The organism is Bacillus sp. 220_BSPC (assembly GCF_001054655.1).
In the GTDB taxonomy this organism is placed as follows: Bacteria; Bacillota; Bacilli; order Bacillales; family DSM-1321; genus Peribacillus; species Peribacillus frigoritolerans.
In genome coordinates, this window is the sequence record NZ_JVPL01000130.1 from 1 (window position 1) to 19,105 (window position 19,105).

Consider the following 19,105-nt stretch of genomic DNA (forward strand, 5'->3'; position numbering starts at 1 on the left):
GTTCAGAATTTTTTAATTCCGAACCCCTTTTGTCTACAAACTGAGGCCGTTTCTTTTTTGAAACGGCCTTTTTTATTGTGTTTAAAACAGTGTCCCGGCTATAATGCAGATGTCATCGTTAATCACTGAATGCCTCATCCTTGAGACCAATAGCTTCTGAAGAAGGTCATTTGTATCGAGATGGACATTTTCAATGAATTCCCTCTCGATATTGTCAGATCGGTCAATGGCGGAAGGTGTAGGCGTTTTAGACAGTTCATCTGTATAGATGATGAATCGGCTTCCTGGTTCATAATGAAAGACTACTTTTTTTATGGGCAATTCGGGGATCGGTCCGCTTGGGGTGGCCCCTTCGTTTAAATTGAGAATTTGGTTGGTGCATGGGGAATACAAAAAGGCTGAAGGAAGTCCGTAGTTCACATATTCGATGAGTCGATCCTTTGTATTCACGTATGCGATGAAGGCTGTAATACGAGCATGTTTTTTGTTTTGCCGATTAACTCCTTGAAATAGGTCCCGAATATGTTTGCCCAGTTCCTCTGTTATGTAAATGGGGTCTTTTACCCGTTTGATAAGGTCGGGCATCAAAGCCCTTATGGACATGTTTATAAGGGCTGTGTGGATGCCTTTTCCAAATACATCGATCATGATGAAGCCGTATATACTGTCATCAACCTCCGCCCAGTAAAATAAATCCCCAGAAAGGTCACTCGAAGGCTGAAAAAGGCCTTTGATCTCTATATCTTCATTATTTATCGACAAAGGTAAACTTGAAAGTTGAATGCCCTTTGCAATTCGCAGGCTCCTTGCCGATTTTTGGTGTATCTTTTCAAGCTCCTGCCCCTTCAGTTTTGCCGAAAACAATTGCATGCTGATGTTTTTGAGTGACCTTAATTTAATCCGGACTTCTACTGAATCGGCAGGGACTGCCATGGTTTCATAAAAGGTCTTTTCCGGTAAGGTCTGAGGGGGATCCATTCCTAAAGTGCGTTTGTAAATGAATAAGATAGGGATTTCGTGAGATTCAGCTAAGGCGAATAAAGAAGTTTGCTGCCAAGAATCTTTTGATATGTGTAAAGGCAAAATAAATAATGATTTCATTAAGTCCGATGAATCTTCGAATAGATGACTTTGATTGAGTGGATCCTCCAAAAAAGTGACTTTCTTGTTCATTTTCTTTAAGATTCGACCAAAATCCTTACATAAAGGAACATCTATTGTGAATATGTTCATATAACCCCCCGTTGATTTGTTGATAGGTCAATCATACTGTATTTAGAGTTATTTACTATAATTTTTAGACAAAAAGATGTAATTTTCGGAAAAATGAATGATCCCATGTACCTGGAAATTCAATCATGATAAGCCCTTTCTTCCAACGGGGGCAACCGTGGAAGGGTGTTATCATTAGATTTAATCCTTCCTGAAAAAGGTTTGTTGAAACTATTTGATTTAAACTCATATCATATATAAATGGATGTTCGTTTTGTGAAAAATTCACATGGATATAGTAAGTGGTCTGGAATGGTTTATCCCGAACCGTTATTTTAAAACAGGAATAGGTTACTGAAATCCTCCCAACTGGATTCCTGAAGCCAACTGTCGTTTCCGGTCTGAATCCACTTACGCATGATAGGTTATAGTAACTAAGGTAATTCTGTTGAATAAATCAGTTGTACATTTATCAGGTGGTGATATCCAATTTCACCGTTCTTGAAACGATCCAAAGTTTTAGTAACTGTGAATGGGGCGATATCCTTTATTGCATTAACAGTTTGAAAATGGTAATATGAGTATGAGTTTAAATGTCTTATCATTGATGATTATTTAAATTAATCAGGTTGAGGCAACAAAATTGTATGTTCTTACATGTTTCATGAGTTCATTCTTGAGATTATTTTAGATTAAATAGGCCGCGCGTCTGGTCATATATAAAAGCTGCATCTCTTGGCGGCTTTAGTAGCTATTAGGGAATCAAGCCGCATTTTTAGCGCTTTTCCACTTCTGCAAATCCTCAACGCACCGGGCCTGTTTTGTATAAGAATCTTGGCTCTCGTCAAGTTTTGTTCATCCAGCCTTTTTAAGTTTGATGAATAATAGGTGCAGCAGCCCTCACCTGAATAAAACGGTCAAACACCGTTTATGCTACTTTTAATTTTCCATATTGAATTTAATTTTGGTTACATGTACTTTTAAAAAGATGAGCGTAGGTTAATGATAAGTTTACACGTGCGCGAAATTAAAAATGCCAGTGAATGTCCGTACTGGTATATTTCCTTTTTAAAAAATCATATTGAGTTCATTTGAACTAAAAGGCAGACATACTTTTAGGTGATAATGATAAACTTTTTATTAAGAGATAAAGAAGAACATCCGTCATGATGATGAGGATTTGAACTAAAACATCTGTGCATGATCCATGAATGCACGTGTAAATTTACGATATAAAAAGGAGTACGAAAACATTGACATTGTTTAGCGAATTAGGATTAGATAGAACGTCCATGAAATCAATAGAAAAAATGGGATTTGAGGAAGCGAGCCCGATTCAATCCCAAACGATACCTCTAGCACTTGAAGGTAAAGATATAATCGGTCAAGCGCAAACAGGAACAGGTAAAACAGCAGCATTCGGTATTCCATTGATGGAAAACATCGATATCAATAACGAAAACGTGCAAGGGATCGTCATTGCACCTACACGTGAGCTTGCCATTCAAGTTTCCGAGGAACTTTTCAAGCTTGGTTACGGAAAACGTGCTCGTGTACTTGCAGTTTATGGTGGACAAGACATCGACCGTCAAATCCGTGCTTTAAAGAAAAAACCACATATTATCGTTGGTACGCCTGGTCGTCTTTTAGACCATATCAAACGTAAAAATATTAAATTAGGCGGAGTTCACACTGTAGTTCTTGATGAAGCGGATGAAATGCTTAACATGGGATTCATTGAGGATATTGAATTAATCCTTTCAACGGTTCCTGATGAAAGGCAAACATTGCTTTTCTCAGCTACAATGCCTGATCCGATCCGTAAAATTGCTGAAAGATTCATGCAAGAACCAGTTCTTGTACGTGTAAAAGCAAAAGAAATGACAGTGGATCGTATCGAACAATATTACTTGGAGTTAAAAGAAAGTGAAAAATTCGATACACTTGCACGCCTTTTCGATATTCAAACACCGGATCTTGCGATCGTCTTCGGACGTACGAAACGCCGTGTAGATGAATTGGCATCTGCATTGAATATCCGCGGTTATATGGCTGAAGGCATTCATGGTGACCTTAGCCAGGCAAAACGCCTTTCTGTATTGAAAAAGTTCAAAGACCGTAGCATCGATGTGCTCGTTGCTACTGACGTTGCTGCACGTGGACTTGATATTTCCGGCGTTACTCACGTATACAACTTTGATATCCCTCAAGATCCGGAAAGCTACGTTCACCGTATTGGACGTACAGGACGTGCGGGTAAACATGGTATAGCCATTACGTTTGTAACACCAAGAGAAAGAGGCCAACTGCATGCAGTTGAACATACAACGAAAAAACGTATGGAGAAACTTAAGACTCCTACGTTAACTGAAGCGTTGGAAGGTCAACAAAAAGCAGTAACGGAAAAAATCCTTAATACAATCGAGAATGAGGATTTAACTTTATATCTTGGTCAAGCGGAAGAGTTATTGCAAAAACATAGCGCAGCGGATTTAGTTGCAGCCATGCTTAAATCAATGACAAAAGAACCGGATCAAACGCCTATCAAGTTAACGGAAGAATCTCCATCTCCAATGCGTCGCAATCGCGGAGGAAGCGGATCTTCTGGCAACAGACAGCGCAATGGCCGCAGTTCTTCAGGCAGAAAAGATTACGGCAGCGGATCAGGGAAACGCCCAAGCACGAACCGTAAATCGAATGGTTACGGAAACCGCAGCACGAGCCAAAAAAGAGAAAAAACTAATAAGATTTAATTGAATTGGGAATGCCGCTCATTTGAGCGGCATTTTTTTATGTGCATCTCCAACTCTTCATGAAGGTATCCGCGGTTTTTGGATGGAATGCTCACAGCCTTTGTTTGAAAAGGGGTTAATTTCCAGTATTTAAATATAGTATAATGGATGAAAGCAAGGATGGATGATGATGATTCAATTAGCATTACCTGTCCGGAATAGGAGAAGCACATGGAACCTGAAAATCGTATATCGAATAAGGCCTTAACCGTATGGAAAATCAGTGGTCTTATAAGCTGTTCAATAACCTGGATTATAAGCATCGCCGTACTCGTGCTTACAATCATTTTTGATTGGACATATTGGGTGATTGGCGCGTTGGTCCTAATTTCGATAATCCAATCCTATCTGGCCATCTTTCTGATTCCGTCGGTTAAATGGAAGAGGTGGCGTTACGAAGTAAGAAATACTGAAATTGATATCCAAAGTGGTATTTTCGTCATTAAAAGAACACTCATACCCATGATAAGGGTTCAGCATGTTGAAACGAAGCAAGGGCCATTATTAAGAAAATACGATTTAGCCTCCGTTGAAATTTCCACTGCAGCTACTCTTCATGTTATCCCTGCCTTGGACCTTGCAGAGGCAGATGAATTGCGGCATTATATTTCGAGAATGGCAAGTGTGGAGGAAGAAGATGTCTGATCCTAAAAGGCTTCACCCCATAGCTGTATTGCTTAACATCATTAAATCGATTAAGGAGTTAGTCATCCCTTTTTTATTAGTGGTCGTCATTCCTGGGAAGAATGAAGGAATTCCCGGATGGATACAACCGCTGGTCATTGCCATTATTATACTTTTGATTATAGGGAATGCATTCTTGCAATGGTTACGCTTTACATATCGGATAGAAGAGGGCGAATTCAGAATTGAGTCCGGGGTATTCGTAAGGAAGAAACGGTATATAAAGTTTGACCGGATTCATAGCATAGATATATCAGAGGGCATCATCCAGAGGGTATTCAGCCTGGTGAAGCTGAATATTGAAACGGCAGGCGGGTCTCAGGCGGATGCCGTATTATCAGCCATAAGCAAAAGTGATGCGGATCGAATCAATGCTTATATAAGTGAGGAAAAAAATGCGTATAACCCATTTGATAGGGATAAAGATGAAGTCGCGGATAATGAAATTACAGCAAAATCATCTTCCGTTTTTAAGCAGACGCTGCCGCAGTTATTCGCTATGGCTGCCACTTCGGGAGCGGTAGGTGTCTTCCTATCCGGGGCAGTCGCTTTTATTTCACAGTTCGATGAAATGATACCTTTTAAGAGAATATTTAAGGATTATGAAGATTTTATTGAAATGGGGACCTTCATTCTGACCTTGTTTGCCCTTGTGGCTTTATTGGCGGTTTATGTGCTGGCCACATTAAGTATGGTAATTAAATACGCTTCCTTTACCGTGATAAAAACGGATGAGGAGATCGTTATTTCCAGGGGGCTTCTCGAGAAAAGACGGCTGACAATCCCTATCCATAAAATTCAAGGTATCCGGATCATGGAGAATTTAATTCGAAAGCCATTGGGATTGGCGACGGTTTATATTGAATATGCGGGAGGGAGCATGGAAGATAAAGAAAGTCTTTCCATCATGCTGTTCCCTTTAATCAGGAAGAAGCATTTACAGAAGAAAATCCCGGAAATTTTACCGGTTTATGAAACGGATACGGAGATGACACCAATACCCAAGCGTGCACTTTCCAGGTATGTGTTTCGAAAGTTTCTATACCTCATCCCGATCATCGGTGCCTTGGTATGGTTTTTCAGACCTTGGGGTTATCTTTCCTTCTTGCTTGTACCGTTGGCGATTTTTTGGGCATACATGCAATATAGAGATTCAGGTTGGAGCATAGAAGGGAATTTATTGCTATTGAGCAGCCGTTTTTTCTCGAAGCAAACATTGATCATGCAGAGAAGCAGAATTCAATCAATCACATATAAAAAAAGCTGGTTTCAGAATCGAAAAGAATTAGCCACCATTACAGCATCGATTAAATCAGGAATTACCTCCCGGGTCGGTATGGTTGCTGATGTGGAAGAAAAGGATTGTCTAATAATTAAATCATGGTATTCACCTAAAAAAGCAGTCGACTCCCAATGATTGAAAGGAAGAGTCGGCTGTTTGGCCTACCATTTTTTTCTTAAGAATAATGGAGCTGTTAAAAAGCCGGTTGCCATTCCAGCCAAATGACCGACAACGTTGATCTGCGGTTGGATGAAAGTCATGATAATGGCAATTCCGGTCAATGTATATACTGTATTTCTTTCGTTGTTCGTAAAATTGGTTTTATTGAACAGTACAAGATATAGAAAGAATCCGAGTAAACCAAAAATTGCTCCGCTAGCACCTACGTGGTTATATGTCAGTGGGTTAATCAGGAAGGTTGCGATATTGGCAAGGATCCCTGTCGATAAAAAGAAGATTGAAAACTTGAAGGCTCCAAGTAATTTCTCCAGGAATGGGCCAAAGATGGCAAGTGAGAATCCATTAAACAGTAAATGTGTAAACGTGCTATGTAGAAAGATGGGGGTGATCAAACGCCACCATTGTCCATCAGCGATGTATAAATTCACACCTGTGCCATAATAAAAGAGTACATTGCCGGGAAGTACGGGGAAAAGGACGAGAACGAATACAAGCATCATAATGAGTATGAGCACAGTTACAGCTCGATAAGAATTTGCATATTCGCGGAAGCTTTCTGTTCTTGTAAACATAAATTCCTCCTATATATCGTTTTTAATTAGATACAATATTATCATTTTCAGGTAAAAGAGTCCTCCTAATGATATGCAACTTATTAAATTAATAGAAGAGGTGTCAAAGTGATTAAAGGTATAGGCGTGGACATTACTGAGTTGGATAGAATGGAAACATTGATTAATCGGCAACCCCGTTTAAAGGATCGTATATTGACGGAAAGTGAAATCTTGATTTTCGAAAAGTTAAATGGAAGAAGGAAGGTCGAGTATTTTGCTGGGCGTTTTGCGGCAAAGGAGGCTTTTTCAAAAGCGAACGGTACAGGGATCGGTAAACACTTATCCTTTTTGGATATTGAAATCATCTCGGATGATAAAGGAAAGCCGGTGATTTCTAAGCCGTTTTCTGAAGGTGTCCATCTTTCGATTAGCCATAGCAGGGATTATGCGGTTGCTCAAGTCGTAATTGAAGGGTGAGTGGAGTTTTGTCCAATCGGGTCATAAACCTTAAGGTTGTCTCATATACATTTAGTGCTATAGGGAGACAAGGCCCGGTAAAAGGTACATGGCAGAGTAGGTGCTCTCGAAAAGTTTTTAGCCGGATCGAGAAATGGTCCTGTCTAAAATACTGAGGAATTTAAGACATCAGTCGAGCCAATGTCCGGATCCTGCCTTTTCCTCTCCCTTTTACGTTCAAATGACAAAAAGGGGTTGAAAAGATGAAGAAGATGGTAATGCTTTTTGCAGGGATCATGCTCTTGCTTGCTCTTTCTGCTTGCGGCCAAAAATCGCAGAGTGATGTAGTAAGTGAATTGAATGAGAAGCTTGGTGAAATGAAAGGATATAAAGCTAACGCGAAGATGACATTAAAGATGGGGACGGAACCTCAAGTGTATAATGTGGAGATTTGGCATAAGGACCCTTCTTTTTACCGCGTGAATCTGAAAAATGAAGAGAAAGATCAAAGCCAGATGATTTTGAAAAATGATGATGGTGTATATGTTTTGACGCCTGCTTTGAATAAAAGTTTTAAATTTCAAAGCGAGTGGCCGGAGAACAGCAGTCAGGCCTATTTGTTCGAGTCGTTGGTGAAAGACATTACGGAAGATAAAAGTGCGACATATAAAGAAACGGATAAACATTATGTCTTTGAAACGAAAACGCGCTACCAAAACAATAAAATGTTACCATTTCAAGAGATTACTATAAACAAAAAGGATTTATCCCCAGTCAGTGTAAAAGTCATGGACCCTGATAGGACCGCTTTGGTTCTTGTTGAATTCTCAAAAGTAAAATTCGATACGAGTTTTGATAAAGATTCATTCGACATGAAGAAAAACATGACAAGTGCACAACTTGAAGCTCCCGTTATGGCAGAAGTCCAAAATGAGGGGTTTGCAGTGAAATACCCTGAAAATATTGGTGATATGAATTTAACGGAAGAAAAAGAAATTACGACGGAAAAGGGAGAACGTGTCGTTTTGACCTATGAGGGTACAAAAAGTTTTACATTAGTTCAGGAAAAAGCTGAGGTAGTCCAAACTTCCGTTTCGACGAATGTGAATGGAGAACCTGTTGATTTGGGTTATACTGTCGGTGCCATGACGGGAAATACGATTGCATGGACTTTTGAAGGTGTCGATTACATGCTAGCATCAAAGGATTTGACACAGGAAGAGATGATAGAAGTCGCCCGTTCGGTTGGGGAAGATCCAGTCAAATAGGATTACATAACAAGCTGATGTTTCCCGTCTCCTTACGAAGGTTTCTTCTGGGTAGGATAGGCGGGGAAGCGGCTTGTTGACATTTTTAACCCATTATTTGATTTAGGCTGTTAGCTGGGAAAAGAGGATCAAGGTGAAAAAGCACTTTATCTTTCTAGCGGTTGGTTATAGAATGGTCCTATAATGAAACGAAAACTTCGCTACTGGGAAGAATCTTATGGTGAGTGCAGGAAAGAAGGAAAAGGTCTTGGAAACGAAAATATTTCATCGAGATACGTGGGCAGAAGTAAATTTGGATAATATTTTTGAAAATATCTCTTCAATGAAAAAAAGTCTGAGAAAGGGCGTTAGTCTTTTCGCTGTCGTTAAAGCCAATGCTTATGGCCACGGGGACTATGAAGTGGCTAAAACGGCGCTTGATGCGGGGGCGGATTTTTTAAGTGTAGCTTTTTTGGATGAGGCTCTTGCCTTACGGAAAAAAGGTATATTGGCTCCGATTCTTGTCCTTGGGGCTTCTAGGCCTGAAAGTGCAGCGCTTGCTGCCGAGCATGGGATTTCCGTGACGGTTTTCGATGAAGCATGGTTGGAGAAGGCAAAGGATTTGTTGAAACCGGGACAAGTTTTGCAAATCCATGTAAAAGTGGATAGCGGCATGGGGAGAATCGGCATTCGAGATAAAGGTAAACTCATGAAAGTGGAAAGTTTGCTTAAGAGGGAAGCTTGTTTCAATTTCCAAGGGATATTCACTCATTTCGCGACTGCGGATGAAATGAAGACGGACTTATATGAAAAGCAGCTTGCTTTCTTTAAAGGGATGCTTTCCGAATTGACGGGAAAGCCGGAATATGTTCATGCAGCCAATAGTGCAGCTTCTTTAAGGTTCACCGATTTAGAATGGAATGCAATAAGAATGGGGATTTCCATGTATGGTTTGAGTCCTTCCATGGAAATGAAGCCGATATTGCCATTTCCATTAAAACAGGCTATATCATTGAGAACGGAGATGGTCGCGGTTAAACAGCTTGCTAAGGGTGAAAGCGTTAGTTATGGAGCGACTTATACATCTGAAGGTGATGAATGGATTGGAACTTTGCCAATCGGGTATGCTGACGGTTGGATCCGTAAGCTGCAAGGTCAGGAAGTTCTTGTGGATGGAAAAAGAGTGCCCATAGTCGGAAGGATTTGCATGGATCAATGCATGATCAAGCTTCCTGGACCATACCCTGTAGGAACAGTGGTCACATTAATCGGGAATGATGGGGATGAATCGATCACTGTCGATGAGATAGCGGCAAAACTGGAAACGATCAACTATGAGGTGACATGCATGATAGGAGCAAGAGTGCCCCGCATATATATGAAAGACAATCAGATGAATCATGCACGCAACTTCATTTTGGAATGAGCGGATTGTAAAAAAATCCTAAGATTGTGAATAAGATTTCCTTTATTATGCTGATAATAGGATTGAGAATAGAATATACTCTTTGCAGATAGGCAATTTAATGGTAATATTGAAAAGGATATATAATAAAGGTGTGTAGTGATGGTGGAGGTGTATGTTTGTGTCTGAATCCAGCGCAACAAGAGAGATATTAATTCGATTACCTCAAAATTTTTTAACAGAGTTAGACGGGTATGCGAGTGAGGAAAATGTGAATCGCAGTGAATTTATTTATCGTGCCACAAAAATGTATCTTCGCGAACGTAAAAAGAAAGAGTTTCGTGAATCGATGAAACGCGGTTATATTGAAATGGCGGCCATTAATTTAACGATTGCTTCTGAAGCCTTCCAGGCTGAATTCGAGGCTGGTCATTGCGTTGAACGATTAGTTAGCGGAGGCTGAGCCATTGATTGTTGTTAAGCGTGGTGACGTATACTTCGCAGACCTTTCCCCGGTAGTCGGTTCAGAGCAGGGTGGAACCCGTCCGGTACTAATTTTACAAAACGATATTGGTAATCGCTTTAGTCCGACTGTGATCGTGGCAGCCATTACAGCTCAAATTCAAAAAGCGAAATTGCCTACGCATGTTGAGATTAATGCAAAAAAGTACGGATTCGAACGGGATTCCGTCATTTTATTAGAACAGATCCGGACTATCGATAAGCAGCGTTTAACTGATAAAATTACGCATCTTGACGAACCGATGATGCAAAAAGTCAATGAAGCTTTGCAAATAAGTTTAGGCCTCATTGAGTTTTAAAGAGAATTTTTCCCGTTAAACCGGGCGTTATTATAATACAAATCATTCTTGATATTATTTAGATGGCACGATTCCTGTACTGTGGGAATCGTGTTTTTTTATGAAATAACATAAACATGTGTCCAAAAAGTAAACAGGGAGGAAATATGAAAAATTTGACGAATAAAAACATTATACAGTTAGATATTGGATGGAATGTCATTGTTTTTTATGGTATCTCCCTAACTTTTCATTAATTTATGTTTTTCTTACCTGAATTTCGGGTATGTAGTTATGTTGTAAATACCTAAAAAAAGCAAAAGTGCAGTGGAGAAACTCGAAGGAAATCAAAATGGAAATAACATTACAGTTAGTTAACATCCTTGTGACGTGGACAGGGAAACATAGCAATTGTGTTAGAATGGGAGGATATTATGAATCAATTGGTTTACGATTTTATTAAGCAAAATCAAGATTACATCCTTACTGAGTGGATGGGCATCATGAAGGAAAGTACGGACGAAAGATTAATTAAAGTTGTCTCAGATCGAATGTTCACGCAAACGAGCAGTGAATTTATAGATATGATCATCACGAACGTTGATAGTAAAAACAAGGAATTCACATTGAAGCTTTCAGATTTTGCCGAGAAAGTCGTCCAATTGGGATGGCCTCTTACTTTCGTCAATGAAGGACTTCATAAGTTCACGTTAATTGTCATTAATGGAATGGTGGAAAAGGGTCTCGTTACTCCTGATAATCAAGTCAATCTCGTTAACCATTTGGATAAATGGGCGACACCGATAAATAATGAAATAGTCAATATATATACTCAAACTTGGGAAAGAACCGTTTCCATGCAAAAAATAGCGTTGCAAGAACTTTCGGCACCGCTCATTCCTGTATTGGAAGGAATTACGGTAATGCCGCTGATTGGTACGATTGATACGGAACGTGCCAAACAGATAATGGAAAACCTGTTGACTGGCGTGGTTAAGCATAGATCTGAAGTCGTTCTTATTGATATTACGGGCGTGCCGGTCGTGGATACCATGGTTGCCCACCATATCATTCAAGCTGCTGAGGCAGTCAGATTAGTGGGCGCCAAATGTATACTATGCGGCATCCGCCCTGAAATAGCTCAAACCATCGTTAATCTTGGCATTAATTTAAATGAAGTGATTACAAAAAATACGTTGAAAAAAGGGATAGAAGTTGCGTTGGAATTAACGAGCCGTAAGATCGTAAAGGTGGAGGGATAAGTATGAGGATTCCGATATTAAAGCTTTATGACTGCTTGTTAGTCTCTATACAGTGGGAATTGGATGATGTGACAGCCCTTCAATTTCAAGAGGATTTACTGCATAAGATTCATGAAACAAGCGCGAATGGCGTTGTTATAGATATTACCTCAATCGATTTTATTGATTCTTTTATCGCAAAGGTATTAGGCGATGTCTTTAGCATGTCTAAGCTTATGGGGGCCAAAGTTGTAATTACGGGAATCCAGCCTGCTGTTGCAATAACATTGATTGAACTAGGAATTAGTCTCGATGATGTTCTGACAGCATTAGACTTAGAGAAAGGCCTGGAGAAATTACAACAGGAATTGGGGGATTAAAGAATGGAGTTCCAATCCTGCGTAAAAATCATAAATGAATGGGACATCGTAGCTGCAAGGCAGCTCGGAAGAAATGTCGCTAAAGAGTTGGGGTTCGGTACTGTAGACCAGGCCAGAATCACAACGGCCATTAGCGAATTGGCCCGAAACATATACCTATATGCTGGACAAGGCAGTGTTAGCATAGAAAAGCTAAATATAAATGGGAAGTCAGGATTGAAAATCATTGCAGAAGACCAAGGGCCGGGAATTGAGGATATCCGCAGAGTCATGGAAGATGGATATACCACCTCAGGGGGGCTGGGGGCAGGCCTTCCTGGAGCCAAACGTTTAATGGATGACTTTGATATTGAATCGATACCAGGTGAAGGGACTAAGATTATCGCGACGAAATGGCTCCGTTAGGGGGGGACTATGGATATTAGGGAGAACATGGAGAAAAAGTATCATGAGGCGCTTTCTACTTATCTTAAAGACCAAAATGAGCAGGCACTCTATCAAGGGCAGAAGATTAGCCGCCTACATATCAAATACAATATATCTCCAGAAGAAATCATAAGTATGCATAAAAATAACTTAATGGAACTTTACCCGGAATTACCGGGAAAAGTATTGGATTCTTTCGATTTTCTGCTAGAAGTCATGATGGGCTACGGCATTGCATACCGTGAACATCAAAGCCTCAGACATCAACAGCAGGAACTGAAAACGGAAATCGAGATAGCGGCAAACGTTCAACACACTCTTTTGGAAACGGAAATCCCTGATATCAAAGCTCTTGAAATTGGGGCGATCAGTGTTCCTGCGAGGCAGATGAACGGGGATTACTATCACTTCGTCCAGGATGAAAATGAGCGTATAGGGGTAGGGATAGCCGATGTCATAGGAAAAGGGATCCCTGCTGCGCTGTGCATGTCGATGATCAAATATGCGATGGACAGTCTTCCGGAGCATCGTCATGAACCGAATAGTGTACTTGAGAGCTTGAACCGGGTTGTGGAGCATAATGTTGATCCAAGCATGTTCATAACCATGTTCTATGGTTTATATGATCCGCATGACAGGCAATTTTCCTATGCTTCAGCCGGACATGAACCTGGATTTTACTATGACGCAGCTACAGGTACTTTTAGCGATTTGGATGCAAAGGGCTTGTTGCTTGGCGTTGATAAGAAAACAAGGTATCGCCAATATGAAAAAACGGTGAATCGTGGAGACATGATCATTTTATTATCTGACGGAGTAACGGAGTGCCGCACGAATGATGGGTTCATAGAAAGGGAAACGCTTATTGGTTTGATTAGAAAGAATATGCATTTGCAAGCCCAGGAAATGGTGAATAATATATATAAACAATTGGAGAAAATGCAGAACTTCCAACTGAGGGATGATTTTACATTAATAATTTTAAAATCAAATGTTTAGTATTGTTTCTGCTGGGTATAGATATAGGAATGAAGAGGATTTGAAGAGGTGGGTCAAGGATGAATATAACAGTAGATGTTAATGAATTGAATACTGAATTTAATGTAAAACTAAAAGGTGAAATCGATGCTTATACTGCACCGAAACTAAGAGAATCATTATTTCCAATTTCAGAGCAGGAAAATGTTTCGATTACTATTGATCTAACTGAAGTTTCGTATATGGATAGTACGGGACTCGGGGTATTCGTCGGTGCTTTTAAAAGCGTAAGGGCGCATAATGGCGAGTTCACGTTAGTTGGATTATCGGAAAGGTTACGACGTTTATTTGATATAACAGGTCTTGCAGATATCATTGATATAAAAAGTGGTACAGAGGGTGGGTTAGAATGAGTCAAGTATATGATTACATCGAAATGAAAATACCTGCAAAACCAGAATTCATCGGTGTCATTCGTTTAACGCTTTCTGGAATTGGAAGCCGGATGGGATTTGCGTATGATGAAATAGAGGATTTGAAAATCGCTACCAGTGAAGCTTGTACAAATGCGGTACAGCATGCATATAAGGATTCTGAAAAAGGTGAAGTGAAAGTAAGTTTCGGCCTTTATCCTGACCGTTTGGAGGTCATGGTTTCCGATAGTGGCAAGAGCTGTAATTTCGAGGAGGTTCGTCAAGGGCTAGGTCCATACGAAAATGGACAAAAAGTCGAACTTTTGAGAGAAGGAGGCTTGGGTCTTTACCTTATTGAAACTCTGATGGATGATGTAAAAATTCATCAGCATGATGGGGTTACTGTATTTATGACTAAGTTTTTAGAAGGAGAGCAGGTGGAGATGGATGCAAAAACAGTCTCAACCTAATCAGGCACAAAGAGAACAGGTAAATGAATGGATCAGAGCTTACCAGCAGAATCAAGATGAAGAAGCGCAGAGTAATCTCGTCATCCATTATAAAAGTTTGGTTGAAACAATCTCCCGTAAGTATGCGAAAGGGAAATCATTTCAGGAGGATATCTCCCAAGTCGGCATGATTGGTCTATTAGGTGCCATTCGACGATATGATGAATCCTTCGGCAAGAGCTTTGAGGCATTTGCCGTCCCCACTATTATCGGGGAAATCAAAAGGTTCCTTCGTGACAAAACATGGAGTGTCCATGTGCCAAGGAGAATTAAGGAACTAGGTCCGAAAATCAGGGTGACTGTCGAGGAGTTAACGACAACTCTGCACCGTTCACCAAGAATAGATGAAATAGCCGATAGTATAGGCGTGACCGAGGAAGAAGTTTTAGAGGCGATGGAAATGGGAAAAAGCTATCAAGCTTTATCCGTGGATCATTCTATTGAGGCGGATTCTGATGGCGGCACTGTCACATTGCTTGATATATTCGGAAATGTCGATGAAGGTTTTGAAAAGGTCAATCAGCGTCTTGTGCTTGAAAAAGTGCTTCATGTGCTGAGTGACCGTGAAAAGATGATCATTCAACATACTTATTTAGAGAATTTAAGCCAGAAAGAAGCTGGCGATAAGCTTGGGATTTCCCAAATGCATGTGTCAAGGCTCCAACGCCGAGCGATCAAGAAACTTCAAGAAGCCATTAATGCTGAAAACTCGGAGTTAATTCAGTGATCAAAGATATTCTGAGGGGAGAAAAAATAGAAGTCCTTGTCTCTCAATCGTCTAAAAATGGGATGGTTTACTGTGGCGATGATTACTTTTTTCTTCATACGGAAGAATACTTTGTATGTGTCCTGGCAGATGGGCTAGGCAGCGGGAAAAATGCATACGATTCATCCCATGCCGTCATCGAGGAAGTTAAACGTAATCATGATTTGGATGTGGATGCATTAATGGCAGTGTGCAATCAAGTTTTAGTCGATAAACGGGGGGCAGCCGTTTCCATTTTGAAAATCTTTTATGACAAGAATGAATTTGTATACAGTTCAGTGGGTAACATCCGCTTTTTCCTGTATAATCCAAGCGACGATAAACTCGTTTACCCTTTACCTGTTACAGGGTATTTATCCGGTAGGAAACAAAAATACAGGACGCAGAGATACAAATATGAACCAAATGCAAAATTCATTCTTCATTCCGATGGTTTGGAACTTAAGGGAGCTAAGTCTTTTTTAAAAAGGCTGGTCCCTATCGATAAGAACGCCCAATGCATATTAAAAAGCAGTCCATTAACTGCAGATGATACAACTTTCATTTTAGGAAGCTTACTTTCGCCATGATTCGGAAGTGAGCTTTTTTGTATGGAATTCGCAACTTCATCGCTCATTTGCTAGACTATATATATTAGATTAAAAGGTTGGAGGTATACAAAATGATCGTTATAGAAGATACATTAAAAGAATTGATAAAACAAATATCCAATGAGCTGACTTTGAAAAATCATCAGGTCCAAAACGTCATACAGATGCTGCAAGAGGGGAATACTGTCCCTTTTATCGCACGGTATAGAAAAGAAATGACTGGTTCACTTGATGAAGTGCAGATTCGTTCCATTATGGAAAGATGGAACTATCTAGAAAACCTTGGCCAGAGGAAAGCGGAAGTTACGCGTTCAATTGGTGAACAGGGAAAATTGACGGAAGAATTAACAAAACAAATCGAGAAGGCAACAAAACTGCAGGAAGTCGAGGATTTATACAGGCCATTCAAGCAAAAAAGGAGAACGAAAGCGACAGTTGCTAAAGAAAAGGGTCTTGAACCACTGGCTAATTGGCTTTTGGAATGTCAAATGCATCCTCGAGTCAGCGAAAAAGCAGCTGAATTCATATCGGCAGAAAAAGAAGTTCCTTCTATTGAAGAGGCTATTGCAGGTGCGCAGGATATCATAGCTGAACATATATCCGATGATGCGGAATTAAGGAAGTGGATAAGGGCTGAAATTTTCAAAGCTGGAAAAGTGGTTTCAACTGTGAAAAATGAAGAGAAAGACGAGAAAAAAATCTTCGAAATGTACTATGAATATGAGGAGCCGGTTCAAAGAATCGTACCACATCGGGTATTGGCGCTGAATAGAGGTGAAAAGGAAGAGGTTTTGCGAATTTCCATTCAGCCCAGGACTGAAGTCATCATTGGTCATCTGGAACGTAAAATCATTAAAAATAACAAATCTGAAGCCCAAGTTGTTCTTAAATCTTCGATTGAGGATGGACTTAAGCGTTTGATCATGCCTTCTGTAGAGCGGGAGATCAGAAAAGAGCTGACGGAAAAAGCGGAGGATCAAGCTATCCACATTTTTTCTGAAAACCTCCGGAACCTGCTCTTGCAGCCTCCGCTTAAAGGAAAAGTGGTCCTCGCCTTAGATCCGGCATATCGGACTGGCTGTAAACTTGCTGTCATTGATGAAACCGGAAAAGTACTCGATATCAGTGTGATCTATCCGCATCCTCCTGCTGCGAAACTTCATGCTGCCCGTGAAAAAACGATCGAAATACTTCAGCGGTTCTCGGTTGAGATCGTGGCAATCGGCAATGGTACGGCATCACGTGAATCAGAGCAATTCATTGCAGATATTCTAAAAGAAGTGAAAGGGAACATTTCATATATAATTGTTAATGAAGCGGGAGCTAGTGTGTATTCAGCTTCGGATATTGCCCGTGAAGAGTTTCCGGATCTTCAAGTAGAACAGAGAAGCGCCGTTTCGATAGGTAGAAGGCTTCAAGATCCCCTTGCTGAACTTGTAAAAATTGATCCGCAATCGGTGGGAGTAGGCCAGTATCAACATGATGTGTCTCAGAAAAAGTTAACGGAATCCCTCACCTTTGTAGTGGAAACAGCTGTTAACCAGGTGGGTGTTAATGTCAATACCGCTTCATCGTCTCTATTACAATATGTAGCTGGTTTATCAAAATCGGTTGCTCAAAATATTGTGAAGAAAAGGGAAGTGGAAGGAAAGTTTTCAAGCAGGAAGGAATTAAAGAAGATTCCCCGGCTGGGTTCCAAAACATATGAACAATGTATAGGGTTCTTACGTATCATTAATGGAGATGAACCCTTAGATCAAACCGCGATACATCCTGAGAACTACAGTGCCGTGAATAAATTATTGAAGAAAATGGGATTCACATCTGATGATTTAGGCAGTGATGCACTGAATGAAGAGTTAGGTAAATTAAATCCGGCTGATTTGGTCAATGAATTGGAAATTGGGGAAATTACGATTAAAGATATCATCGATGATTTGATGAAACCGGGAAGAGATCCTCGGGATGAGTTATCAAAACCGCTGCTTAAGCAGGATGTACTAAAAATGGAGGATCTGCAAACTGGGATGGAATTACAAGGTACAGTGAGGAATGTTGTGGATTTTGGTGCGTTTGTGGACATCGGTGTTAAACAGGATGGACTGGTGCATATTTCTAAACTAAGCAACCGGTTTGTAAAGCACCCATTGGATGTAGTTGCCGTTGGGGATGTTGTCACAGTCTGGGTCGAACTTGTTGACTCCCAAAAGCAAAGGGTATCTTTAACGATGCTCGAGCCAAAGGATCAAAACTAGCCTAAGGTAAGCTCCTTCTATATTAGAAGGGGTTTTTTTTGAAATGATGTATTTATACTTGGAACAATGTCGAATCTATAACCTGAGACTTTCTTTCTTTTGATAAAAAAACCAACATTGATTCAACATCTTCACTTGATAATAATCCTTTTCATAAAAGGCTTTGCGGATTTGATTCTGGAACCAATTAGGCATAGCTTTTCCTCCCTTAGTTTCCTATTGTATTATTAGTCTATGTTATAATGGGTTGTCATGTTACCAAGGAAAGGGAGGGGGAAATGGATAATCGTCAATTGCAAAAACTAGTAGAAGAAATTTCGTTGAAAGACTTTAAAAAGGCCTTTAGACACCAAGCGAGTTTTAATCCGCGTCTCCGGACAACAGGAGGACGATACTTGCTCCGTTCACACAATATAGAAATAAATAAGAAGTATCTTGATGAACGCGGTGTGGAAGAAATGATTGGAATCATTAAGCATGAATTGTGCCATTACCATCTGCACATCGAGAAGAAGGGGTACCAGCATCGTGATGCGGACTTTAAGCATTTACTCAAAAAAGTGGGGGCACCGAGATTTTGCGAGCCGCTGCCATCTAACCAATTAAAGAAAAAGATGAATACAATTCAATATAAATGTGAAGACTGTCAGCAGGTATATATAAGAAAAAAACGAATCGACACTACCCGTTTCGTTTGTGGTAAATGTCGTGGAACATTGATTTACCAAGGGTTTAAGGAGCAAAAAACAAAAAAATAAAAAAGCACAAAAGAACTCTTGACTTTAGGTTGCAACCTCTTTATAATCATAAGAGTCGACAAGATAACAACTTGTCCTTAACGACAAACACTAAGGTCCTTGAGCGTGAAAAAGGAACCCAATTTTCATTATTCCGCAGTAGCTCAGTGGTAGAGCATTCGGCTGTTAACCGAACGG

21 protein-coding genes are annotated in these 19,105 nt (G+C 40.2%); 18 read left to right on the forward strand and 3 right to left on the reverse strand.

The genetic code is table 11. The features are described from left to right. Positions 1 to 81: 81 nt before the first annotated feature. Positions 82 to 1,233 carry a PP2C family protein-serine/threonine phosphatase gene (locus ADA55_RS08550; RefSeq protein WP_048682022.1) on the reverse strand — a complete coding sequence of 384 codons (1,152 nt, stop codon included), beginning with the start codon at positions 1,231 to 1,233 and terminating at the stop codon, positions 82 to 84. Between the two features lie 1,232 nt (positions 1,234 to 2,465). Here ADA55_RS08550 and ADA55_RS08555 point away from each other — a divergent pair. From ADA55_RS08555 to ADA55_RS08565, 3 genes are all read left to right on the forward strand, one after another. Beyond that, positions 2,466 to 3,965, forward strand: coding sequence for a DEAD/DEAH box helicase (locus ADA55_RS08555; RefSeq protein WP_048682025.1), 1,500 nt, complete (start codon positions 2,466 to 2,468; stop codon positions 3,963 to 3,965). A gap of 210 nt (positions 3,966 to 4,175) precedes the next feature. Continuing rightward, positions 4,176 to 4,649 (forward strand): PH domain-containing protein, encoded by a 474-nt coding sequence (locus ADA55_RS08560; RefSeq protein WP_048682031.1) that lies wholly within the window; start codon positions 4,176 to 4,178, stop codon positions 4,647 to 4,649. Next, entirely contained in the window at positions 4,642 to 6,105 is a 1,464-nt protein-coding gene (locus tag ADA55_RS08565) for a PH domain-containing protein (RefSeq protein WP_048682034.1), read from the forward strand. Before ADA55_RS08560 ends, ADA55_RS08565 begins: the two co-directional genes overlap by 8 nt. A gap of 26 nt (positions 6,106 to 6,131) precedes the next feature. Here ADA55_RS08565 and ADA55_RS08570 read toward each other — a convergent pair whose 3' ends face one another. Then, positions 6,132 to 6,722, reverse strand: a complete 591-nt coding sequence (locus ADA55_RS08570; RefSeq protein ID WP_048682037.1) for a rhomboid family intramembrane serine protease — start codon at positions 6,720 to 6,722, stop codon at positions 6,132 to 6,134. Between the two features lie 108 nt (positions 6,723 to 6,830). Between ADA55_RS08570 and acpS the strand changes: the two genes are divergently transcribed. The 14 genes from acpS (at position 6,831) to ADA55_RS08640 (ending at position 18,170) form a co-directional block, all read left to right on the forward strand. Continuing rightward, positions 6,831 to 7,181, forward strand: coding sequence for a holo-ACP synthase (gene acpS, locus ADA55_RS08575; protein WP_048682039.1), 351 nt, complete (start codon positions 6,831 to 6,833; stop codon positions 7,179 to 7,181). A gap of 242 nt (positions 7,182 to 7,423) precedes the next feature. Beyond that, on the forward strand, positions 7,424 to 8,428 hold the full coding sequence (locus ADA55_RS08580) for a LolA family protein (protein ID WP_048682041.1): 1,005 nt from the start codon (positions 7,424 to 7,426) through the stop codon (positions 8,426 to 8,428). 220 nt (positions 8,429 to 8,648) lie between these two features. After that, a complete protein-coding gene (alr, locus tag ADA55_RS08585) occupies positions 8,649 to 9,833 on the forward strand; it encodes an alanine racemase (protein WP_226990438.1) in 1,185 nt (394 codons plus the stop codon). Positions 9,834 to 9,993: 160 nt separating this feature from the next. Beyond that, complete coding sequence (locus ADA55_RS08590) at positions 9,994 to 10,275, forward strand: CopG family ribbon-helix-helix protein (protein WP_034306380.1); 282 nt, start codon at positions 9,994 to 9,996, stop codon at positions 10,273 to 10,275. Positions 10,276 to 10,282: 7 nt separating this feature from the next. Continuing rightward, complete coding sequence (locus ADA55_RS08595; protein WP_034306610.1) at positions 10,283 to 10,633, forward strand: type II toxin-antitoxin system PemK/MazF family toxin; 351 nt, start codon at positions 10,283 to 10,285, stop codon at positions 10,631 to 10,633. Between the two features lie 413 nt (positions 10,634 to 11,046). Next, complete coding sequence (locus ADA55_RS08600) at positions 11,047 to 11,874, forward strand: RsbT co-antagonist protein RsbRA (protein WP_048682050.1); 828 nt, start codon at positions 11,047 to 11,049, stop codon at positions 11,872 to 11,874. 2 nt (positions 11,875 to 11,876) lie between these two features. After that, positions 11,877 to 12,233, forward strand: coding sequence for an STAS domain-containing protein (locus ADA55_RS08605; protein ID WP_048682053.1), 357 nt, complete (start codon positions 11,877 to 11,879; stop codon positions 12,231 to 12,233). A gap of 3 nt (positions 12,234 to 12,236) precedes the next feature. Further along, the gene (locus tag ADA55_RS08610; RefSeq protein WP_048682056.1) at positions 12,237 to 12,638 is read left to right on the forward strand and encodes an anti-sigma regulatory factor; all 402 of its coding nucleotides are present in this window, start codon (positions 12,237 to 12,239) and stop codon (positions 12,636 to 12,638) included. Between the two features lie 9 nt (positions 12,639 to 12,647). Further along, entirely contained in the window at positions 12,648 to 13,658 is a 1,011-nt protein-coding gene (locus ADA55_RS08615; protein ID WP_048682059.1) for a PP2C family protein-serine/threonine phosphatase, read from the forward strand. Positions 13,659 to 13,717: 59 nt separating this feature from the next. Continuing rightward, on the forward strand, positions 13,718 to 14,050 hold the full coding sequence (locus ADA55_RS08620; RefSeq protein ID WP_034306369.1) for an anti-sigma factor antagonist: 333 nt from the start codon (positions 13,718 to 13,720) through the stop codon (positions 14,048 to 14,050). Next, positions 14,047 to 14,520, forward strand: coding sequence for an anti-sigma B factor RsbW (gene rsbW / locus ADA55_RS08625; RefSeq protein ID WP_034306366.1), 474 nt, complete (start codon positions 14,047 to 14,049; stop codon positions 14,518 to 14,520). Before ADA55_RS08620 ends, rsbW begins: the two co-directional genes overlap by 4 nt. Continuing rightward, a complete protein-coding gene (gene sigB / locus ADA55_RS08630) occupies positions 14,498 to 15,286 on the forward strand; it encodes an RNA polymerase sigma factor SigB (RefSeq protein WP_034306363.1) in 789 nt (262 codons plus the stop codon). Before rsbW ends, sigB begins: the two co-directional genes overlap by 23 nt. Continuing rightward, the gene (locus tag ADA55_RS08635; protein ID WP_226990439.1) at positions 15,283 to 15,894 is read left to right on the forward strand and encodes a SpoIIE family protein phosphatase; all 612 of its coding nucleotides are present in this window, start codon (positions 15,283 to 15,285) and stop codon (positions 15,892 to 15,894) included. The genes sigB and ADA55_RS08635 overlap by 4 nt, the downstream gene beginning before the upstream one ends. 92 nt (positions 15,895 to 15,986) lie before the next feature. Next, positions 15,987 to 18,170: a Tex family protein gene (locus tag ADA55_RS08640; RefSeq protein WP_105718971.1), complete on the forward strand. Its 2,184-nt coding sequence runs from the start codon at positions 15,987 to 15,989 to the stop codon at positions 18,168 to 18,170. A 75-nt stretch (positions 18,171 to 18,245) separates the two neighbouring features. Here the strand turns inward: ADA55_RS08640 and cmpA are convergent, their stop codons facing one another. Beyond that, a complete protein-coding gene (gene cmpA / locus ADA55_RS29265) occupies positions 18,246 to 18,365 on the reverse strand; it encodes a cortex morphogenetic protein CmpA (RefSeq protein ID WP_089364909.1) in 120 nt (39 codons plus the stop codon). 83 nt (positions 18,366 to 18,448) lie between these two features. Here cmpA and ADA55_RS08645 point away from each other — a divergent pair, with 83 nt between their 5' ends. Beyond that, the gene (locus tag ADA55_RS08645; RefSeq protein ID WP_048682064.1) at positions 18,449 to 18,928 is read left to right on the forward strand and encodes a SprT family protein; all 480 of its coding nucleotides are present in this window, start codon (positions 18,449 to 18,451) and stop codon (positions 18,926 to 18,928) included. Positions 18,929 to 19,105: the final 177 nt, after the last annotated feature.